Annotated in this window: 16 protein-coding genes; 9 read left to right on the forward strand and 7 right to left on the reverse strand. The window is 72.6% G+C overall.

What is annotated here, in order from left to right; translation table 11 throughout:
* Nucleotides 1–24: 24 nt before the first annotated feature.
* From HUG12_RS20660 to HUG12_RS20670, 3 genes are read right to left on the reverse strand one after another with little or no spacing between them, the layout of a single operon-like run.
* Nucleotides 25–996 (reverse strand): UbiA family prenyltransferase, encoded by a 972-nt coding sequence (locus HUG12_RS20660; RefSeq protein ID WP_246308228.1) that lies wholly within the window; start codon nucleotides 994–996, stop codon nucleotides 25–27.
* A 2-nt stretch (nucleotides 997–998) separates the two neighbouring features.
* Nucleotides 999–1,874, reverse strand: coding sequence for a sugar phosphate isomerase/epimerase family protein (locus HUG12_RS20665; protein ID WP_179270920.1), 876 nt, complete (start codon nucleotides 1,872–1,874; stop codon nucleotides 999–1,001).
* Nucleotides 1,875–1,876: 2 nt separating this feature from the next.
* Nucleotides 1,877–2,677: a TatD family hydrolase gene (locus HUG12_RS20670; RefSeq protein ID WP_179270787.1), complete on the reverse strand. Its 801-nt coding sequence runs from the start codon at nucleotides 2,675–2,677 to the stop codon at nucleotides 1,877–1,879.
* A 299-nt stretch (nucleotides 2,678–2,976) separates the two neighbouring features.
* Between HUG12_RS20670 and HUG12_RS20675 the strand changes: the two genes are divergently transcribed.
* From HUG12_RS20675 to HUG12_RS20685, 3 genes are all read left to right on the forward strand, one after another.
* Entirely contained in the window at nucleotides 2,977–4,176 is a 1,200-nt protein-coding gene (locus HUG12_RS20675) for an inositol-3-phosphate synthase (protein WP_179270788.1), read from the forward strand.
* Entirely contained in the window at nucleotides 4,169–5,638 is a 1,470-nt protein-coding gene (locus HUG12_RS20680) for an alkaline phosphatase family protein (RefSeq protein ID WP_179270789.1), read from the forward strand. The genes HUG12_RS20675 and HUG12_RS20680 overlap by 8 nt, the downstream gene beginning before the upstream one ends.
* A 70-nt stretch (nucleotides 5,639–5,708) precedes the next feature.
* A complete protein-coding gene (locus HUG12_RS20685) occupies nucleotides 5,709–7,034 on the forward strand; it encodes a DUF389 domain-containing protein (protein WP_179270790.1) in 1,326 nt (441 codons plus the stop codon).
* Between the two features lie 162 nt (nucleotides 7,035–7,196).
* Here HUG12_RS20685 and HUG12_RS20690 read toward each other — a convergent pair whose 3' ends face one another.
* Complete coding sequence (locus tag HUG12_RS20690; RefSeq protein WP_179270791.1) at nucleotides 7,197–7,625, reverse strand: DUF2267 domain-containing protein; 429 nt, start codon at nucleotides 7,623–7,625, stop codon at nucleotides 7,197–7,199.
* 113 nt (nucleotides 7,626–7,738) lie between these two features.
* Here HUG12_RS20690 and HUG12_RS20695 point away from each other — a divergent pair, with 113 nt between their 5' ends.
* The gene (locus tag HUG12_RS20695; RefSeq protein ID WP_179270792.1) at nucleotides 7,739–8,593 is read left to right on the forward strand and encodes a GNAT family N-acetyltransferase; all 855 of its coding nucleotides are present in this window, start codon (nucleotides 7,739–7,741) and stop codon (nucleotides 8,591–8,593) included.
* Nucleotides 8,594–8,662: 69 nt separating this feature from the next.
* Nucleotides 8,663–9,079 (forward strand): hypothetical protein, encoded by a 417-nt coding sequence (locus HUG12_RS20700; protein WP_179270793.1) that lies wholly within the window; start codon nucleotides 8,663–8,665, stop codon nucleotides 9,077–9,079.
* A 25-nt stretch (nucleotides 9,080–9,104) separates the two neighbouring features.
* Here the strand turns inward: HUG12_RS20700 and HUG12_RS20705 are convergent, their stop codons facing one another.
* The 3 genes from HUG12_RS20705 to HUG12_RS20715 form a co-directional block, all read right to left on the reverse strand.
* Complete coding sequence (locus HUG12_RS20705; RefSeq protein ID WP_179270794.1) at nucleotides 9,105–9,932, reverse strand: YihY/virulence factor BrkB family protein; 828 nt, start codon at nucleotides 9,930–9,932, stop codon at nucleotides 9,105–9,107.
* A gap of 95 nt (nucleotides 9,933–10,027) precedes the next feature.
* Complete coding sequence (locus HUG12_RS20710) at nucleotides 10,028–10,333, reverse strand: DUF7553 family protein (RefSeq protein ID WP_179270795.1); 306 nt, start codon at nucleotides 10,331–10,333, stop codon at nucleotides 10,028–10,030.
* A 54-nt stretch (nucleotides 10,334–10,387) separates the two neighbouring features.
* A complete protein-coding gene (locus HUG12_RS20715) occupies nucleotides 10,388–10,903 on the reverse strand; it encodes a hypothetical protein (RefSeq protein ID WP_179270796.1) in 516 nt (171 codons plus the stop codon).
* Between the two features lie 420 nt (nucleotides 10,904–11,323).
* On the opposite strand from HUG12_RS20715, the gene HUG12_RS20720 reads away from it, so the two are divergent.
* The 4 genes from HUG12_RS20720 (at nucleotide 11,324) to HUG12_RS20735 (ending at nucleotide 15,446) form a co-directional block, all read left to right on the forward strand.
* Nucleotides 11,324–12,277 (forward strand): endonuclease/exonuclease/phosphatase family protein, encoded by a 954-nt coding sequence (locus HUG12_RS20720; protein WP_246308229.1) that lies wholly within the window; start codon nucleotides 11,324–11,326, stop codon nucleotides 12,275–12,277.
* Nucleotides 12,278–12,507: 230 nt separating this feature from the next.
* Nucleotides 12,508–13,494: a CDP-glycerol glycerophosphotransferase family protein gene (locus HUG12_RS20725; protein ID WP_179270797.1), complete on the forward strand. Its 987-nt coding sequence runs from the start codon at nucleotides 12,508–12,510 to the stop codon at nucleotides 13,492–13,494.
* A complete protein-coding gene (locus HUG12_RS20730) occupies nucleotides 13,482–14,144 on the forward strand; it encodes an NTP transferase domain-containing protein (RefSeq protein WP_179270798.1) in 663 nt (220 codons plus the stop codon). The genes HUG12_RS20725 and HUG12_RS20730 overlap by 13 nt, the downstream gene beginning before the upstream one ends.
* A gap of 72 nt (nucleotides 14,145–14,216) precedes the next feature.
* Nucleotides 14,217–15,446: a CBS domain-containing protein gene (locus HUG12_RS20735; protein ID WP_179270799.1), complete on the forward strand. Its 1,230-nt coding sequence runs from the start codon at nucleotides 14,217–14,219 to the stop codon at nucleotides 15,444–15,446.
* Nucleotides 15,447–15,462: the final 16 nt, after the last annotated feature.

Raw genomic sequence — 15,462 nt, forward strand, 5'->3', positions numbered from 1 at the left:
CCGGCGCGAACTGTGGTTCCGGCGTCACGTCACGTCGAACACCCGCGAGAGGCCCACCGCCGGGACCAGGAAGCCGAGCGTCACGAGCGCCCAGCCGACCCCCGCGGTCGCCGCGAAGGCGGCGTCGAGGACGACCAGCCCCAGGACGCAACTCCCGACCGCGGGGCCGACGGTCCCCGGAACCGGGTCGGCGTACGCCCGGCGCAGCGGCCGCCCGACGGCCACGAGGAAGGCGGCGGCGAGCAGCGCCGCGAGGCCGGTTCGAGCGGCCGGGGCTCCGGCGGCGACGGCGACGAGGAGCGCGGCCGTCGCCGCCAGCGCCGCACCCGTCGCGGCGACCGCCACGAGTCGGCGATCCCCCCCGACCGTCTCCGTCTCGGCCATCGCGGTCACGCCGGCGATGTACAGCGCGACGGCGACGGGAGCGGCGACGAGCGGCGCCGGGAGGCCGGCGACCGCTGGGGTCGCGCCGGCCGCGCCGAACTCCGAGGCGGCTCCGGGGACCCCGACCGCCGCCGCGCCCAGCGCGACGTTGAGCCCCCGCGCCGCGCCCATGGTCGGCGGGCCGGCCGACCCGTCCTTCAGCGCGCCGTCGTACGACAGGACGACCGCGACGAGCAGGCCCGCGACGACCGCCGCGGCGACGCCCGCGAGCAGGGCGACGAGCACCCCGGCCGCTAGCGAGGCCATGCCGAGCCCGAACGCCGTGGAGCGCTCGACCCGACCGGACGGGATGGGGCGCTCGGGGCGCTCGACGGCGTCCCGCGGCGCGTCGAAGTAGTCGTTGAGCGCCGTCCCCGCGGCGTAGACGAACGTCGAGGCGACGGCCGCCGCGGCGACGTCCGCGAGCGTCCCCGACGCGGGTCCCCCGGTCGCCCCCGCCGCGACGGCCAGCGCCGCGCCGGCCAGCACGTCCGGCGGGGCGGTGAAGACGTTCGGCACCCGGACCAGCGCCGCGTAGTCCGCGGGCGAACCGGTCAGCCGGGCCGTCGCCACGCTCAGGCCCACCCGCGTTCGCGCAGGTACGCCATCGCCTCCCGGGCCGTCTCGGGGGCCGTGTCGCCGTACGGGTACAGTTCGACGGTGACGAACCCGTCGTAGCCGCTGTCCTCGACGGCCGTCAGGAACCCCTCGATGTCCATCCCGCCCTCCCCGAGCTGGGTGTGCTCGTGGGTCCGGTCGGCCGGGATGTCCTCCAGGTGGTAGTGGCGGGTGTGGGGTTCGAGCGTCTCGACCAGCTCCGCGGGGTCCTCGCCCACGCAGAAGAAGTGGCCGGCGTCGAAGTTGCAGCCGACCCGCGGGGAGTCGACGCGCTCCATCAGGTCGAGGAACTCGGCGGAGCTCTCGACCAGCAGGTCGGGCTCCGGTTCGACGAGCACGTCGACGCCGACGGCCTCGGCCCGCTCGGCGACCGTCCTGAGCCCCTCGACGAACTGGTCGGTCGCCTCCTCGTCGGACGTGCCGACGGGAACGGGCCCCCCCGGAGGCACCGAGACGTGCGGCGCGCCGAGCGCCGCCGCCGTCTCCAGGGCGGCCTCGGTGTGCTCAACCCGCGTCCGGCGGTCGGCCGCGTCGGGTTCGACGAACGAGGGGTGGTGGAACGCCTCCGTCTCGCGGCCGTACTCCGCGTCCCTGCTCCGCTCGCCCGGCTCCACGGCGCTGAGCATGAACGCGTTACAGTTGCTGACCGCGAGGCCGCGCTCGTCGAGCAGGCCCAGCACGTGCTCGACGGCCGCCTCGTCCGCCTCGGCCGGGTAGAGGTGCGGGTCGTCGAGCAGTATCTCGATGCCGTCGTAGCCGGCGTCCGCGACGGCGTCGATCGCCTCCGCGAGCGCGTGCTCCCGGAACGCGTTGCTGGAGAAGCCGAACCGCATCGTCACGGCTCGTACGCGAAGTTCGGCGACTGGCTGAAGAACTCGTAGGGGTTCTCGAACACGACCTTCCGCACCTCCTCGCGGTCCCAGCCCCGGTCGAGCATCCGGTCGCGCGCCTTCGGCACCGCGAGCGGGTCCGAGGGGTCCCAGTCGGCCGCGCTGTTGAACAGCATCCGGTCGGTGCCGTACTCCTCCAGCAGGTCGATGGCCGCCGACGCCTCGATCTTCCCGGGGTAGAGCGTGAAGCCGATCCAGCAGTCCGTCTCGACGGACGTGTCGATGGTGTTCTCCGTGTTGTGGTCGATGACGATGCGCTCCTGGGTGACGCCCTCGTCCTCGATCATCTCGACGATGCGCTCGGTCCCCGCGGGCTTGTTCGTGTGGGGCGTGTGGACGATGACGGGGAGTTCGCGCTCCTCGGCCATGTTCAGCTGGCGCCGGAAGGCGTCGCGCTCGTCCTGGGTGTCCTGGTCGAGGCCGATCTCGCCGACGCCGACGACGTTCTCGCGGTCCAGATACTCGGGCAGGCGGTCCATGACCTCCTCGGCCATCTCGGGGTAGTTCGCCTCCTTCGGCTCGAGGCCGAGGGTGACGTAGTGGTCGACGCCGGCGGTCCGCTCGGCGCGCTCGGTCTCGAAGTCGGTGATCTGCTCGAAGTAGTCGAAGAACGACCCGGCGTGCCGTTTGTCCGTCCCGCTCCAGAACGCAGGCTCGATGCAGCACTCGATGCCGGCGCGCCGGGCCCGCTCGTAGTCGTCGCTCGAACGGGAGACCATGTGCATGTGAGGGTCGATGATCCGCATGGGTTCACTATCGACCACGGACGGTATGTCCCCTCGCCCGAGCGTCGAAAGGATTTGAAAAGCTACCTGACGCGACCCGCTCCGCGAATCGCGCGGCGGTGGCCCCGTCGCGCCGGCGACACCTGAATATGCAAGGCGAAACCACATCTCGCCCGGTTCACATATCACGACGTCAGGATGTACCCGAACGCCGGTAGCACGGACTCGCGGCGGGGGGCCGAGCGCCCCGCCGCGAGTCCACCGAGTCGCGACGCCAGCCGGGACGCGGGCCGGCCAGTAGACCGCCACACGCCGCCGACATGATCGGCGTCTGGCTCGTCGGCGCGTACGGCAACGTTGCGACGACGGCGGTCGTCGGCGCCCGCGCGGTCGCTCGCGGTCTCGCGGACACGACCGGGATGGTGACCGCCCGGCGGCCGTGCACCCGCCTCGACCTCCCGGCGGTCGGGGACCTCGCGTTCGCCGGCCACGACGTGCGGGACACCTCCCTCCTCGAGACGGCCCACGAACTGTCGGCCGGCGGGGTCCCATCGGCCGACGTGGTCGACGCGGTCGCCGACGACCTCGAGCGGATCGACGACGGGGTCCGCGTCGGCACCGCGGTCAACTGCGGGCGGGCGGTGGCCGACCTCGCTGACGAGACGCTCTCGGCCCCCGAGATCGGCGACGTCGTGGCGGGGATCCGCGACGACTACCGGTCGTTCGTCGACGGGCGGGACCTCGACCGACTCGTCGTCGTCAACGTCGCCTCGACGGAGCCGGGGGTCGAGCGCCCCGAGCGGTACGACACGCTCGACGCGTTCGAGCGGGCCGTCGAGACGAACGACCGGGACCTCCCGGCGAGCTCCCTCTACGCCTACGCCGCGCTCCGCGAGGGGCACCCGTACGTCAACTTCACGCCGAGCACGGGGGCGGCGCTGGGCGGGCTGTGCGAACTCGCCGAGCGGAAGGACCTCCCCAACGTCGGCCGGGACGCGAAGACCGGCGAGACGCTGCTGAAGTCCGCGCTCGCGCCGATGTTCGCCCGCCGGAACCTGCGGGTGCGCTCGTGGGAGGGGCACAACATCCTCGGCAACGACGACGGGCTGGTGCTGGAGGAGGAGGAGAACAAGGCCGGGAAGCTGGCGAGCAAGGGCGGCGTGCTGGAGGGCATCCTCCCCGACATCGAGCACAACCGCGTCCGCATCGACTACGCCCCGCCGCTGGGCGACTGGAAGACCGCCTGGGACGACGTCCGGTTCGACGGCTTCCTCGACACGCGGATGAAGCTCCAGTTCACCTGGGAGGGGTCGGACTCGGCGCTGGCGGCGCCGCTCGTGCTCGACCTCGTCCGGCTGGTCTCCCACGCCGACGAGTACGGCGAGGGCGGGTTCCAGCCCCAGCTCGCGTCGTTCTTCAAGGCCCCGCTGGGCGTCGACGAGCACGACTTCTCGCGGCAGTTCGACCTGCTCGAGCGCTACGTGGACCACCACGCGGGGGAGGTCGCCGGCGATGGCTGAGCCGCCGGGGGCGGCCGGGGGACCCGGTTCGTCGGAGACGTCCGAACCGACGGCCGGCCGCGTCGTCGTCCTCGACGTCGTGGGGCTCCAGCCGGAGCACGTCTCCGCCGACCGGACGCCGGAACTCGACGCGGCGCTCGAGGAGGTGATCCCGTCCGAACCGGCGTTCCCGGCGCTGACCGTGCCCGCGCAGACGACGCTCGCGACCGGCCGGTCCCCCGCCGAGCACGGCGACGTCTCGAGCGGCGAGTACGACCGCGAGCGCGACGCGGCGGCGTTCTGGGAGCGCGACCGTGGCGGCCGCGACCGGATCTGGGAGACCGCCCGAGAGGCCGGGCTGACCACGGGCGCCCTGTTCTTCCAGCACCTGATCGGCACGGACGCCGACGTCGCGGTGACGCCCTCGCCGATCGAGGACGAGGACAACAACATGCTGGAGATGAACTGCTGGACCAACCCGGACGGCCTCTACGACGACCTCCGGGCGGAGTACGGCCACTTCCCGCTGCACAACTACTGGGGCCCGACCGCGAACGAGGAGAGCAGCCGCTGGATCCTCTCGGCCGCGAGCGAGGCGGTCGAGCGGTTCGACCCCGACCTGCTCTGGGTGTACGTCCCCCACCTCGACTACGCCGGCCTGCGGCACGGCCCCGGCCCCGAACTGGAGGCGGAACTCCCGGTCGTCGACGAACTCGTCGGCGGGTTCCTCGCGACGCTCCGGGGCGACGACCGCTGGGACGAGACGGCCGTCGCGGTCGTCGGCGAGTACGGCTTCCACGGGGTCGACACGCCCGTCCTGCCGAACGTGGCCCTGCGCGAGGCGGGGCTCCTGGAAACGGAGTCGGCGGACGGCGGGTCCGCGGGGAGCACCGAGGTCGACCTCCCCGGCTCGGACGCCTTCGCGATGGTCGACCACCAGGTGGCCCACGTCTACGCCGACGGCGACGCCGTCGAGGAGGCCCGCGAACTCCTCGCGTCGCTCGACGGGGTGGACGTCGTGCTCGACGGGGGCGGGTCCGGCGGCCCCGACAAGGCGGCGTACGGGGTCGACCACCCGAACGCCGGCGACCTCGTGCTCGTCGCGGAGCCGTCGGCGTGGTTCGCCTACTACTGGTGGACCGACCGCGCGGAGGCGCCGCCGTACGCGGCGGAGATGGACATCCACGCCAAGCCGGGGTTCGACCCCTGCGAACTGTTCCTCGGCGAGGAGGGGCTCGTGTCGCTGGACCCGTCGAAGGTGGGCGGCTCGCACGGGCGGACCGACCCGGGGACGTACCCCGCGTTCGGCCTCGGCGGGCCGGCGGTCTCGGGGGTCGAGCTCGGCGAGGGGACGGGATCGGAGGGGGCGGTCGACGCCCGCGCCATCGCGCCGACGATCGCCGCCCTGCTCGGCGTCGCGGACGCCGTCGACGCCGAGGTGCCGCCGCTCGTGGGCGACGAGACGGAGGGGTCGCGCGGGTGACCGTCAGCCCCGTCGAGAACCCGTCATACTCCGGCTAAACCTTTTTTCCGTCGTTCGTCGTGTGGTCGGTGTGCGACAGATCCAACTGGCCGTCACCGACGACCGGCGGGAGGCGGTCGTCGAGTTCCTCGAGGGGGAGGACATCGACTTCATCACCACGAGGGGGACCGGCCCGACGGCCGAGTCGTGGATCGTCGAGTTCCCGCTGCCGACGGACGCCGTCGGCGACGTGCTCGAGGAGCTCGAGGGCGCCGGGATCGACGAGGACGACTACGTCGTCGTCGGGACGGTCGAGGCCGCGATGACGCCCCACAGCGAGGAGCTGATGGAGCGGTACGCGAGCAACTTCGACCCGATCGCGCGGCCGGAGCTCCGGTCGAAGTCGCGCGATCTCACGTACGATCCCCGGTCGTACTACGCGATGATAACCATCAGCGCCGTCATCGCGGCGGTCGGACTGCTCACGGACTCGCCGGCGGTCATCGTCGGCTCGATGGTCATCGCCCCCGTCGTCGGACCCATCCTCACCACCGGCGTCGGCGCCGTCACCGACGACCGGACCATGGTCACCGACAGCCTCGTGATGCAGGCGGGCGGGCTCGCGGTCACGATGCTGGTCGCGGCCGCCGTGGGGTACGCGTTCAGGGCCGCGTTCCTCGTCCCGCCCATGCTCGACGTGACGTCCGTCGAGTCCGTCTCCGTGCGGATGGCGCCGGACGTCGTCTCGGTCCTCGTCGGCCTCGTCGCCGGCGCGGCGGCCGCCTACTCGCTCGCGACGAAGGGGCCGACGGCGCTCATCGGCGTGATGATCGCCGCCGCGCTCATCCCGACCGCGGCGGCCGTCGGGATCGGCGTCGTCTGGGGTTACCCGCTCGCCGCCCTCGGCGCGCTGGTGCTGCTCGTCGCGACGACGGTCGCCATCAACGTCGGCGTCCTCGGGATACTGTGGTCGTTCGGTTACCGACCCTCGTCCGACGCGGAGTCCCTGGCCGGTCTCGTCCCGTCCCGGGTCATCGTCGCCTCGCTGCTCGTCCTGTTCGTGGCGGTCGGCGGGACCGTCGCCCTGGCGACCGCCGACCACGGGGCGTTCGAGCGGTCGACGAACCGGGCGGTCCACGACGTGCTGGAGGAGCCGCGGTACTCGGGGCTCACTCTCGCCGGGACGACCATCCAGTACGGCGGCCCCTCCCCCCTCACGGAGCCGCGATCGGTCACGGTCGTCCTCGGCCGCTCACCCGGGGCGTCGTACCCCGACCTGGCCGCCGACGTCGCCGATCGGATACGCGCGGAGTCAGGGGAGGACGTCTCCGTCAGGGTCCAGTTCGTGACGTACCAGCAGTCGACTCGGGCCGACGGGAACGCCACCAGCCGGGTTCGCGGACACCCGGTCGGGTAGCGCGGAAGCCCGGGTGCCGTGTCCGGGGCGCCGCTTCAGCAGTGCTGCTGGATGGCGGCGGCGAGTTCGCCGAGCTGATCGCCCGCGCCGATCACGCCCTCGATGTCCGCCACGACGGCGCGGTTCACGAAGAGCCCGAATGCGAGATCGTCCGGCCCCGGCTCACCCTTCGAGGTCGTCGGCCGCGTCGACCCCCTCCGCGTCCGACAGGTCGGCCGTGTCGAACAGCGCTCCGTACTCGGGCGGGAGCTGGGACCGGGCCTCCGCGAGCTCGTTCCTGGCGCCGGCGTCGGCGAACGTCGCCAGCACCGCCTCGATGGGGCGTTCCGGGTCGTCCGGGTCGCCCGCGCGCTCCCGCACCCGCTCGACGAACGCGTCGACGGGGAAGCTCTCGGGCGACTCGTCGCTCTCCCGCAGGAGGTGGTCGTCGAGGGGCGTCGGGAGGAGTTCCGCGAGCTCCTCGGCCTCCCCGCGGCTGATTCGCCTGCCGAGCGTCAGGAGGGTGACCTCGGTGATGCGCTCGGCCTCCTCGGGCGGCAGGTCGGCGAGCCGTGCGACGCGGTCGTGGAACTCGTCGGCGGACGCGGACATGGGTTCTCCCGTTCGACTCGGACCGCCGGCCGCGTCAATCTGACGGCCGTCGGGCGCGGCCGGGTCCCGCCGACGCGGCCGGTTTTATTGTCCGGGGTGGCGAACGACGGGGCATGGAGTTCGTCCCGTTCGAGGTTGACCGCGACGGAGCGGAGGTCGCCAACGTCGTCTCGCGCTCGATGCAGGCCTCGTACGCCCTGAGCCCCGAACAGATCGAAGCCGCCGTCAGGGAGGAGTTCAGCGAGGACGCGCTGGCCAGGAAGGCGGACGAGGAGGACGTCGTCCTGCTCGTCGCCCGCGAGGAGTGGGAGGCCGGCGGCAGGGGCCACGGGGAGGCGGACGAGACGGGTGACGGCACGGAGATCGTCGAGGAGGGCGAGGCGAGCGCCGTCCAGGGGGTCGCGGAGGGGACCGTCGACGAGGACGGCGCCGAGATCCGCTGGCTTCAGGTCGACCCCGAGACCCGCGGGAAGGGGATCGGGACGGGGCTGTTCGAGCGGCTCGCGGACGCCTTCGAGGAGCGGGGCGCCGACGAGATCCGCTCGAACGTGCTCTCCGAGGACATGGAGGGCGGGACGTTCTGCGAGCGGTTCGGCTTCGTCCGCGTCGACGGGGTCGAGGTCGAGTTCGGCGACGAGACGTTCGTCGCGGAGGTGTACGCCAGCCCGAACGCCGTCGACCCCGAGTCGGCCGAGCAGTTCGACCCGCTCGGGGAGGACGAGGAGCCGCCCGAGCGGGCCGAGGCGCCCGACGGGACCGAGGCGTTCCTCGACCCCGACGACCCGCTCTCGGGCACCATCGGCCCGTTCTTCGAGGCGTACGCGACCCCCGACTTCGAGGACCGCTACGGCTACTTCTGTGGCGCCTGTCGGACCGTCACGACCGAGGTCGACGGGCAGGACCGGATCGTCTGTCCGGAGTGCGGGAACCGGCACCGGCCGGCCGACTGGGACGGGTCGTACCTCTGAGGGCCGGGTTGCACCTGCAGCCCGGGTTCCTATCGTTTTCACCGGATAACTGGCTGTCAGGTGAGATCCGTGGCACATCAGACGCCCGGCCGAACGTGGACGAGACGGGCCCTCCGCGACGTCCAGCGACTGACCGCCGTGGTCCTTGGAGCGGCGTTGACGCTCGTCGGCGTCGCGGGACTCGTCGGGGCCGGCGGTGGACTGCCGGTGCTGGGCGCGGGCCCGCTGGCGAGCGGCGCGTACCTGCTCACGGGCGTGCTGGGGCTGGGCGTCGGCCTCGTCGGCGGTTCCTACGCGGGCGGGTACAACCAGTCGATGGCGGTGCTCTACGGCGCCCTCGCGCTGCTCCGGTTCAGATACCCCGACGTCGTCCCCGGGGTCGCCGACGTGGGCGCCGCCGACGCGTGGTTCCACCTCGCGCTCGCGGCCGCCTTCGGCGCCGTCGGCTTCTTCGGGGCGATGGCCGGCTACCGGCTCCGGGGGTGACCCGGTTCGCGGCGGCGCGCCCGAACTACCCCGCCCCGGAGCCGTCGCGGGGCGGGAGCCGACCCCCGAGGACAACGTTCACCGCCGCCCCGGTCAGCAGCAGCATCCCCGCGACGTAGAGCCACACGAGCACCAGCAGGACGGCCCCGATGGCGCCGTACACCTCGTACTGCCCGGCGACGGACGCGTAGAACTGGAAGGCCTGCACGAGCCCCGCCCAGCCGAGGGCGGCGACGAGCACGCCCGGCGCGACCTCCCGGACGGTGACGTCCGCGTCCGGGAATACGTAGTAGAGGGGGAGGAACGCGAGCGCCAGCCCCGCGACCAGCACCCCGGGCGCCGTCAGCGGGCCGAGCGGATCGCCCGGGACGAACGCCACGAGCACGCTCACGCCGGCCGTGACGGCGAGCGCGGCCGTCAGCGCGACCAGGACGACGAACCCGTCGCGGAGGCTGCCGAGGAACCCGGTCCGGTGGACCGTGCCGTACAGCAGCGAGAACGCGACGTCGAGCCCGCGGAACACCCGGAGCGCGCCCCACAGCAGGAGTCCGAGGCTCAGCAGGGAGGCGCCGGTCCGACCCGACGGGTTCGTCAGCGACTCGGCCAGCACCCCCTGCGCCGTTCGGGTGAGGTACGGGTCCGCCCCCTCGACGGCCCGGCCCACGAGGTCGGGGCCCCCGAGCACGGCGGTGACCGCGACCGCCAGCGCGAGCAGCGGGAAGATCGAGACGAAGGCGCTGAAGGCGACGTTCCCCGCGACGACCGGCGCGTAGTTGTTCCGGAGCAGCGCCGCCACCGCGCGACCGGCCGACAGCGACCGCGCCACGACGCCGGGTTCGACGTTCGCGCACATGCGGAAACGGACGACCGCTTCGGGCAAAGTCCCGGCGACGGGTCGGCGGGGGACCCCCGGTCGTGAACCGGGTCGAACGGCGACCCGCGGCCCGGTCACTCCTCGGCGAGTTCCCCCCGGTAGCCGGCGACGAGCGCCTCGGCGGTCGCGACGTGGCGGTGGACGTCGCCGTCGGTCTCGTCGCCGAGGCCCGCGAGCTTCTCCTCGAGCCCCGCGAGCCTGTCCGGGTGCGACGGGGCGTCCCTCGTCTTGTCGCCCCCGAGGATCTCGTCGAGACCCTCCTCGATCGAGCGGAGCTGCTCGCGCACGTCGCGGTCGGCCCCCTCGGTCGCGCGTTCGAGCTCCTCACGGACGCGTTCGGATCGGTCCGCCGTCGGCGGCTCGGAGCCGTCGTCTACCATGGGCGATGGGTGGCGGAGGCGCGGCAAAAGGCTGCGGCAGGAAGCTGCCGGGCCTCAGTCCCGCGACCCGAACCATGTGCCGAGCGTCAGCCCGTACACCAGGTGGCTGACGTGGAACACGAACCGCTCGTCCGGCTCCAGCTCCAGCCCGAGCAGGCGGTCGAGGACGACGGAGACGCCGAACGCCGAGAGCGTCGCGCCGTAGGCGGCCCCCAGCAACGTCGCCCGCCGCTCCCGAGTCGCCTCCGGGCCCGTGATGAAGGGGCCGACGAGCAGGCCGAAGACGCCGCCGCCGAGCGTCCCGTACAGCAGGTGGAGGAGGAGCCCCCGACCGACGTAGTCGGCCGGCTCGCCCCCGGCGACGAACTCCGCCCAGAACCACGCGGTCGGCGGCGGCGACCGGGCGATGGGGATCCGGAACGCGGACATGACCGCCGTCGCGACGGCGCCGCCGACGAGGCCCACGGCCAGCCCGTGCAGGCGTTCGTGCCGCCCGTCGGCGTCGTTCGTCCGTCCGGTTCCGTCGCCGTCGGTGGCCGGGTCGGCTCCCGGCCGCGGGGTCGTCGTCATCGTCGTTCGTCCTCCCGACTTCGAGGTCGGGCGCCGCGACGAAAAGCGTTGGCCGGGTCGGGACGGCGGCGGCGGTTCGTCCGGTCCCGGCGGGACCCTCCCGACGGAACGGCGTCGCGCCCGGGGGCCGCCGCAGTAGGGTGATCCGAACGGACGCTGCGCGCCGGGGCGTGACCGGTCGGCGACCCGAGCGGTATCGCCCCGGTAACGGGGAGCGGTTACGCCCGGCGGATCGGCGGGTAGGGCGACGTTTCGCGGGACGCGTCCGGGGTCGGTAGGGAGACACAAGACATATTACTGGGCTGGCTACCAAACGGGTTATGAGGCTCGACGGCCTACGACCGGGCAAGGATGGGGGCGGAATCGACGGGGGAGCGGCCCAGTGACGTCGACTACCGTGGTAAGGAGCGTGAAACGACAGTGAGCGACGCCGGGGACCCGGTTGCGGGCGGGGAGGCGCTCACCCGACTCTCGGTGATGTCGTACAACGTGCGGTTCGACAACCCGGAGGTCGACCCGTACACGTGGCGCGAACGGCGCGACGACGTGGCGAGCGTCATCAGGTTCCACCGGCCCGACGTCGTCGGGCTTCAGGAGGCGCTCCACGGGCAACTCGAGGACCTGCGCGAGCGGTTGCCCTCATACGAGTGGCTGAGCGCCGGTCGCGCCGAGGCGCGGAACGCCGGCGAGTACGCCGCGGTGGGCTACGACGCCGACCGGTTCGAACTCGTCGAGGAGTCCGCGTTCTGGCTCTCGGAGTCGCCCGACGAACGGGGCAGCGTCGGCTGGGACGCGCGGTTCCCGCGGCTGGTCCGCTGGGTGCGGCTCCGCGAGCGGGCGACCGACGCCGAACTGGTCCACTTCAACACCCACTTCGACCACGAGGGCGAGACGGCCCGACTACGGAGCGCGGACCTGCTCGCGGACCGGATCCGGGAGACCGCCCCCGAGGCGGCGGTCGTCGTGACGGGCGACCTCAACTGCGTCGAGTCCGACGCGCCGTACCGTCGGCTCGTGGGGGACCGGGCGGACGGACCGGAGGGGAGCGGCGGTCCCGGTGACGGGGTCGCCGACGGGCGGTCGCTGTGTGACGGGCTGTACGCGTCCGACACCCCCCACCACGGGCCGGTCACGACGACGACCGAGTTCGACGCGCTGGTCCCGGACAGGAAGATCGACCACGTGCTGATCTCCTCGGACGTCGAGGTGACGGGCCACGCCGTCTGCGCGGACACGACGGGAGAGGGGCTGTACCCGTCCGACCACCTGCCGATACTCGCTGACCTCGCGGTTCCGATCCCGGCGGCCGAGCGCGCGACCGCCGCGGCAGCGGGGAGCGGAACGGCCGACGCCGAGCACCCGACGGTCGAGTAGCGTCGTCCGGGGCGGTCGGTCTACGGTCGACCGGGCGGAAACCGTGGAACCCCACCGGTCGCCCTTCCGGCGGTTCGTCCTCCCTACCCGGGGCCGGGACCGGGGCCGCCGTGTCGTCTGCCAGCCGTACATTTATGGACGCCACGGTAGAACTACGTACGTCACACGGGTCGGAGCGGTGGGTACGAGCGCGTACCCGTCCGCTCCGACGGAAACACAGACGTGATACGATGGTATCCATCCTATACACCTTCGACAGGGCGTTCATGCGGAAGACGTTCGAGGCGATCGACCGCCACGTGGACGTCGAGTCGGCGTACCTCGCGCTCGGTCCCGGGGCCGAGGGGTCCTCGGAGACGTTGCGCGAGATCGAGCGCGGGCCCGACGAGTCGATCGACGACGCGGTCGACCGGATCGACCCCGACGTCGTGGTCCGCAACCACCGGCTCCGGCCGGGCGAGTTCGACTTCGACGGAGACCGGCGGGTCGTCCACGTCCGCCACGGCGCCTCGGTGGGCCGCGGCGAGGTGGACGTGACGCTGCGGCACTTGGGCGACGTCGTCGACGTCGCGCTGGCGCCGGGCGAGCGGTGGGCGCGGCGCTACCGCGAGGGGTTCCCCGACGACGTCGAGGTCGCGGTCGTCGGCGTGCCGGAGGCCGACGAACTGGTCGAGCGCGACCCCCCGCGGGGACGACGGGTGCTCTACGCCCCGACGAACCACAACTACGGCGGGGGGAGCTACCTCCACACCGCCGAACACGTCCTCGACACGTTCGCGGACACGGAGTACGAACTCCTCTTTCGACCGCACCCGATGGACCGGGTCGAGGAGCCCGGGAAGTCGGTCACCGAGCGCTGTCGCGAGCGGATAGGGACGCTGCCGAACGTCACCTTCGACGAGGCCGAGACGCCCGGCGAGAGCCTGCTCGCGGCGGACCTGCTCGTCTCCGACTACTCGGGGATCGTCACCGAGTGGCTCCACACCGACCGCCCGCTGGTCCAGCTCACGGCGCTCGACGCGGACGGGCGGGAGGTGCCCGAGGCCGGCTACCGCACCGACCGGCTCGACCTGGAGACGGTGGACGACCTGTACGCGCACGGTCCGCCCGACGACGTCCGGGAGCGGCGGGACGCGTTCCGGGCGGAACTGGGCGTGCCGATGGACGGACGCGCCGGCGAACGCGCCGCGGCGGAGGTGACCGCATGCACGCAGTGATCCTCGCGGCCGGGGAAGGGAGCCGGATGGGCGAGTACACCGAGGAGGTCCCCAAGGCGTTCATGGAGATCAGCGGCCGGACGCTGTACGACTACCAGCGCGAGGCGATCGACCCCCACATCGACGCGGTGACGGTCGCGCTCGGCTACCGCCACGAGAACGTCCTCGACAGGCTGCGGACCGCCGAGCACGTCGTCGTCGAGGCCTGGGACGAGTACGACAACGCGGAGTCGCTCTACCGCGCGCTCGAGGTCATCGACGACGACGTGCTGGTGCTCAACGGCGACGTCGTCGTCACGCCGGCCGCCGTCGAGCGCGTCCGCCGACGGTACCGCGCGCTCGACGGCGAGAGCGTCGTGGTCCACCTCCCCGAGGTCCAGAACGAGCACACCGCCATCCAGCTCGACGACGACGGCCGCGTCGTCGACTACGGGGAGATCACCGGCTACCGCCACGCCGGGATGGGGATTCTCGACCGCGACCACATCGACGACGCGGCCGCCCACCTCAGGCGCAACCGGGCCGACTGGTACCCGTCGATGTACATCGACGTCCCCACGAGGGGCGTCGCCATCCCCGAGACCGACCACGTCGAGATCAACCGCCCGCGGGACAGGCGTGCCGCGAAGGGCCGACTGCCGCTGAGCTGAGCCGCGCCGGACCGCTCGACTGCCGGGCCAACGTTGAAAGCGGCCGGGACCGTACGCCAGCCACTGGTCCACATGGACATCAGCGACGCCCGTAGCCACGAGTTCGAGTCGATCGAGCCCGAAACGACGCTCTCGAAGGTCCGCGGCGCGTTCACCACCAACGAGCGGGCGCGGGTCGCCGTCGTCGAGGACGACGGCGAGTTCGCGGGCGTCGTCACGCGGAAACAGCTGCTCGCGTCCAGGCACTCGCCCGACGCGAAGGCGCGGACCGTCATGCAGGACCCGCCGCGGGTCGACCGCACCGAGGACGTGCGGGAGACGGCGCGGCTGATGGTCGAGAGCGGGCTCGATCTCCTGCCCGTGTTCGAGGGGTCCCGGCTCCAAGGGGTCGTCACCGCGCACGACCTGCTCGCGCACGTGCAGTCGTATCTGGACGCCCTCTCGGTCGAGGACGTCGCCACGCGCGACCTCATCACCGCGACCCCCGACACGACGCTGGGCGAGGTCATCAACAGCATCCGCGAGTACGGCATCTCCCGGCTCCCGGTCGTCGACGACGACGACCCGGTCGGACTGGTCAGCGTCTACGACCTAGTGGAGTTCACGGTCCGCGAGATGCAGCGTCAACAGGGCGGCTCGCTGGACGGGTTCGACGAGCACGGCGGACGGGGGACGCGGGACGACTACAACGCGACGGGCGGCCACGGCGAGCGGGCCGGCTTCGCCGCCCGGATGCTCGATCTCCCGGTCAGCAACCTGATGAGCACGCCCGCCCGCACCGTCGAGGCGGACGTGCTGCTCGACGATGCGGTCGAGCGGATGCTCGCGGACGACGTCTCCTCGCTGGTCGTCGTCGACGGCGACGGCCGGCCGACCGGAATCGTGACGAAGACCGACGTGCTCCGCTCGCTGACGTGGACCGAGGAGCGTCGCATGCCCGTCCGGGTGTTCGGCGTCGACCTCATGGACGTGCTCACGCGCGAGGAGATCGCCGACCGCGTCGAGGCCATCGAGGGGAAGTACGACGGGATGTCCGTCATCGAGGCGCACGTCGCCTTCCAGAAGCACCGCGAGAGCAACCGGGGGATGCCGCTCGTACGGGCGACCGTCCGGCTGTTCACCGACCGCGGCACCCACGCCGGGACCGGCGAGGAGTACGGCACCGAGGCGGCGTTCGACGCCGCCTGCGACGTGCTCGAGCGGAACGTCCTCGACGAGAAGGAGAAGAACCGCGTCGATCGGAAGCCCGAGGACGTCCGCGAGCGGAACGCCAGCCTGCTCGAGTGGTGGCTCGAACCCTGATGGCGCGGCCGTCGGC

Origin of the sequence: Halorarum salinum (assembly GCF_013402875.1) — an archaeon.
Classification (GTDB): Archaea; Halobacteriota; Halobacteria; order Halobacteriales; family Haloferacaceae; genus Halorarum; species Halorarum salinum.

Excerpts from the sequence above, each read along its gene's own strand:
- HUG12_RS20665 (WP_179270920.1), bottom strand. The coding sequence starts at position 1,874 with ATGCGGTTCGGCTTCTCCAGCAACGCGTTCCGGGAGCACGCGCTCGCG.
- HUG12_RS20670 (WP_179270787.1), bottom strand. The coding sequence starts at position 2,677 with ATGCGGATCATCGACCCTCACATGCACATGGTCTCCCGTTCGAGCGAC.
- HUG12_RS20675 (WP_179270788.1), top strand. The coding sequence starts at position 2,977 with ATGATCGGCGTCTGGCTCGTCGGCGCGTACGGCAACGTTGCGACGACG.
- HUG12_RS20680 (WP_179270789.1), top strand. The coding sequence starts at position 4,169 with ATGGCTGAGCCGCCGGGGGCGGCCGGGGGACCCGGTTCGTCGGAGACG.
- HUG12_RS20690 (WP_179270791.1), bottom strand. The coding sequence starts at position 7,625 with ATGTCCGCGTCCGCCGACGAGTTCCACGACCGCGTCGCACGGCTCGCC.
- HUG12_RS20695 (WP_179270792.1), top strand. The coding sequence starts at position 7,739 with ATGGAGTTCGTCCCGTTCGAGGTTGACCGCGACGGAGCGGAGGTCGCC.
- HUG12_RS20705 (WP_179270794.1), bottom strand. The coding sequence starts at position 9,932 with ATGTGCGCGAACGTCGAACCCGGCGTCGTGGCGCGGTCGCTGTCGGCC.
- HUG12_RS20710 (WP_179270795.1), bottom strand. The coding sequence starts at position 10,333 with ATGGTAGACGACGGCTCCGAGCCGCCGACGGCGGACCGATCCGAACGC.
- HUG12_RS20715 (WP_179270796.1), bottom strand. The coding sequence starts at position 10,903 with ATGACGACGACCCCGCGGCCGGGAGCCGACCCGGCCACCGACGGCGAC.
- HUG12_RS20725 (WP_179270797.1), top strand. The coding sequence starts at position 12,508 with ATGGTATCCATCCTATACACCTTCGACAGGGCGTTCATGCGGAAGACG.
- HUG12_RS20730 (WP_179270798.1), top strand. The coding sequence starts at position 13,482 with ATGCACGCAGTGATCCTCGCGGCCGGGGAAGGGAGCCGGATGGGCGAG.
- HUG12_RS20735 (WP_179270799.1), top strand. The coding sequence starts at position 14,217 with ATGGACATCAGCGACGCCCGTAGCCACGAGTTCGAGTCGATCGAGCCC.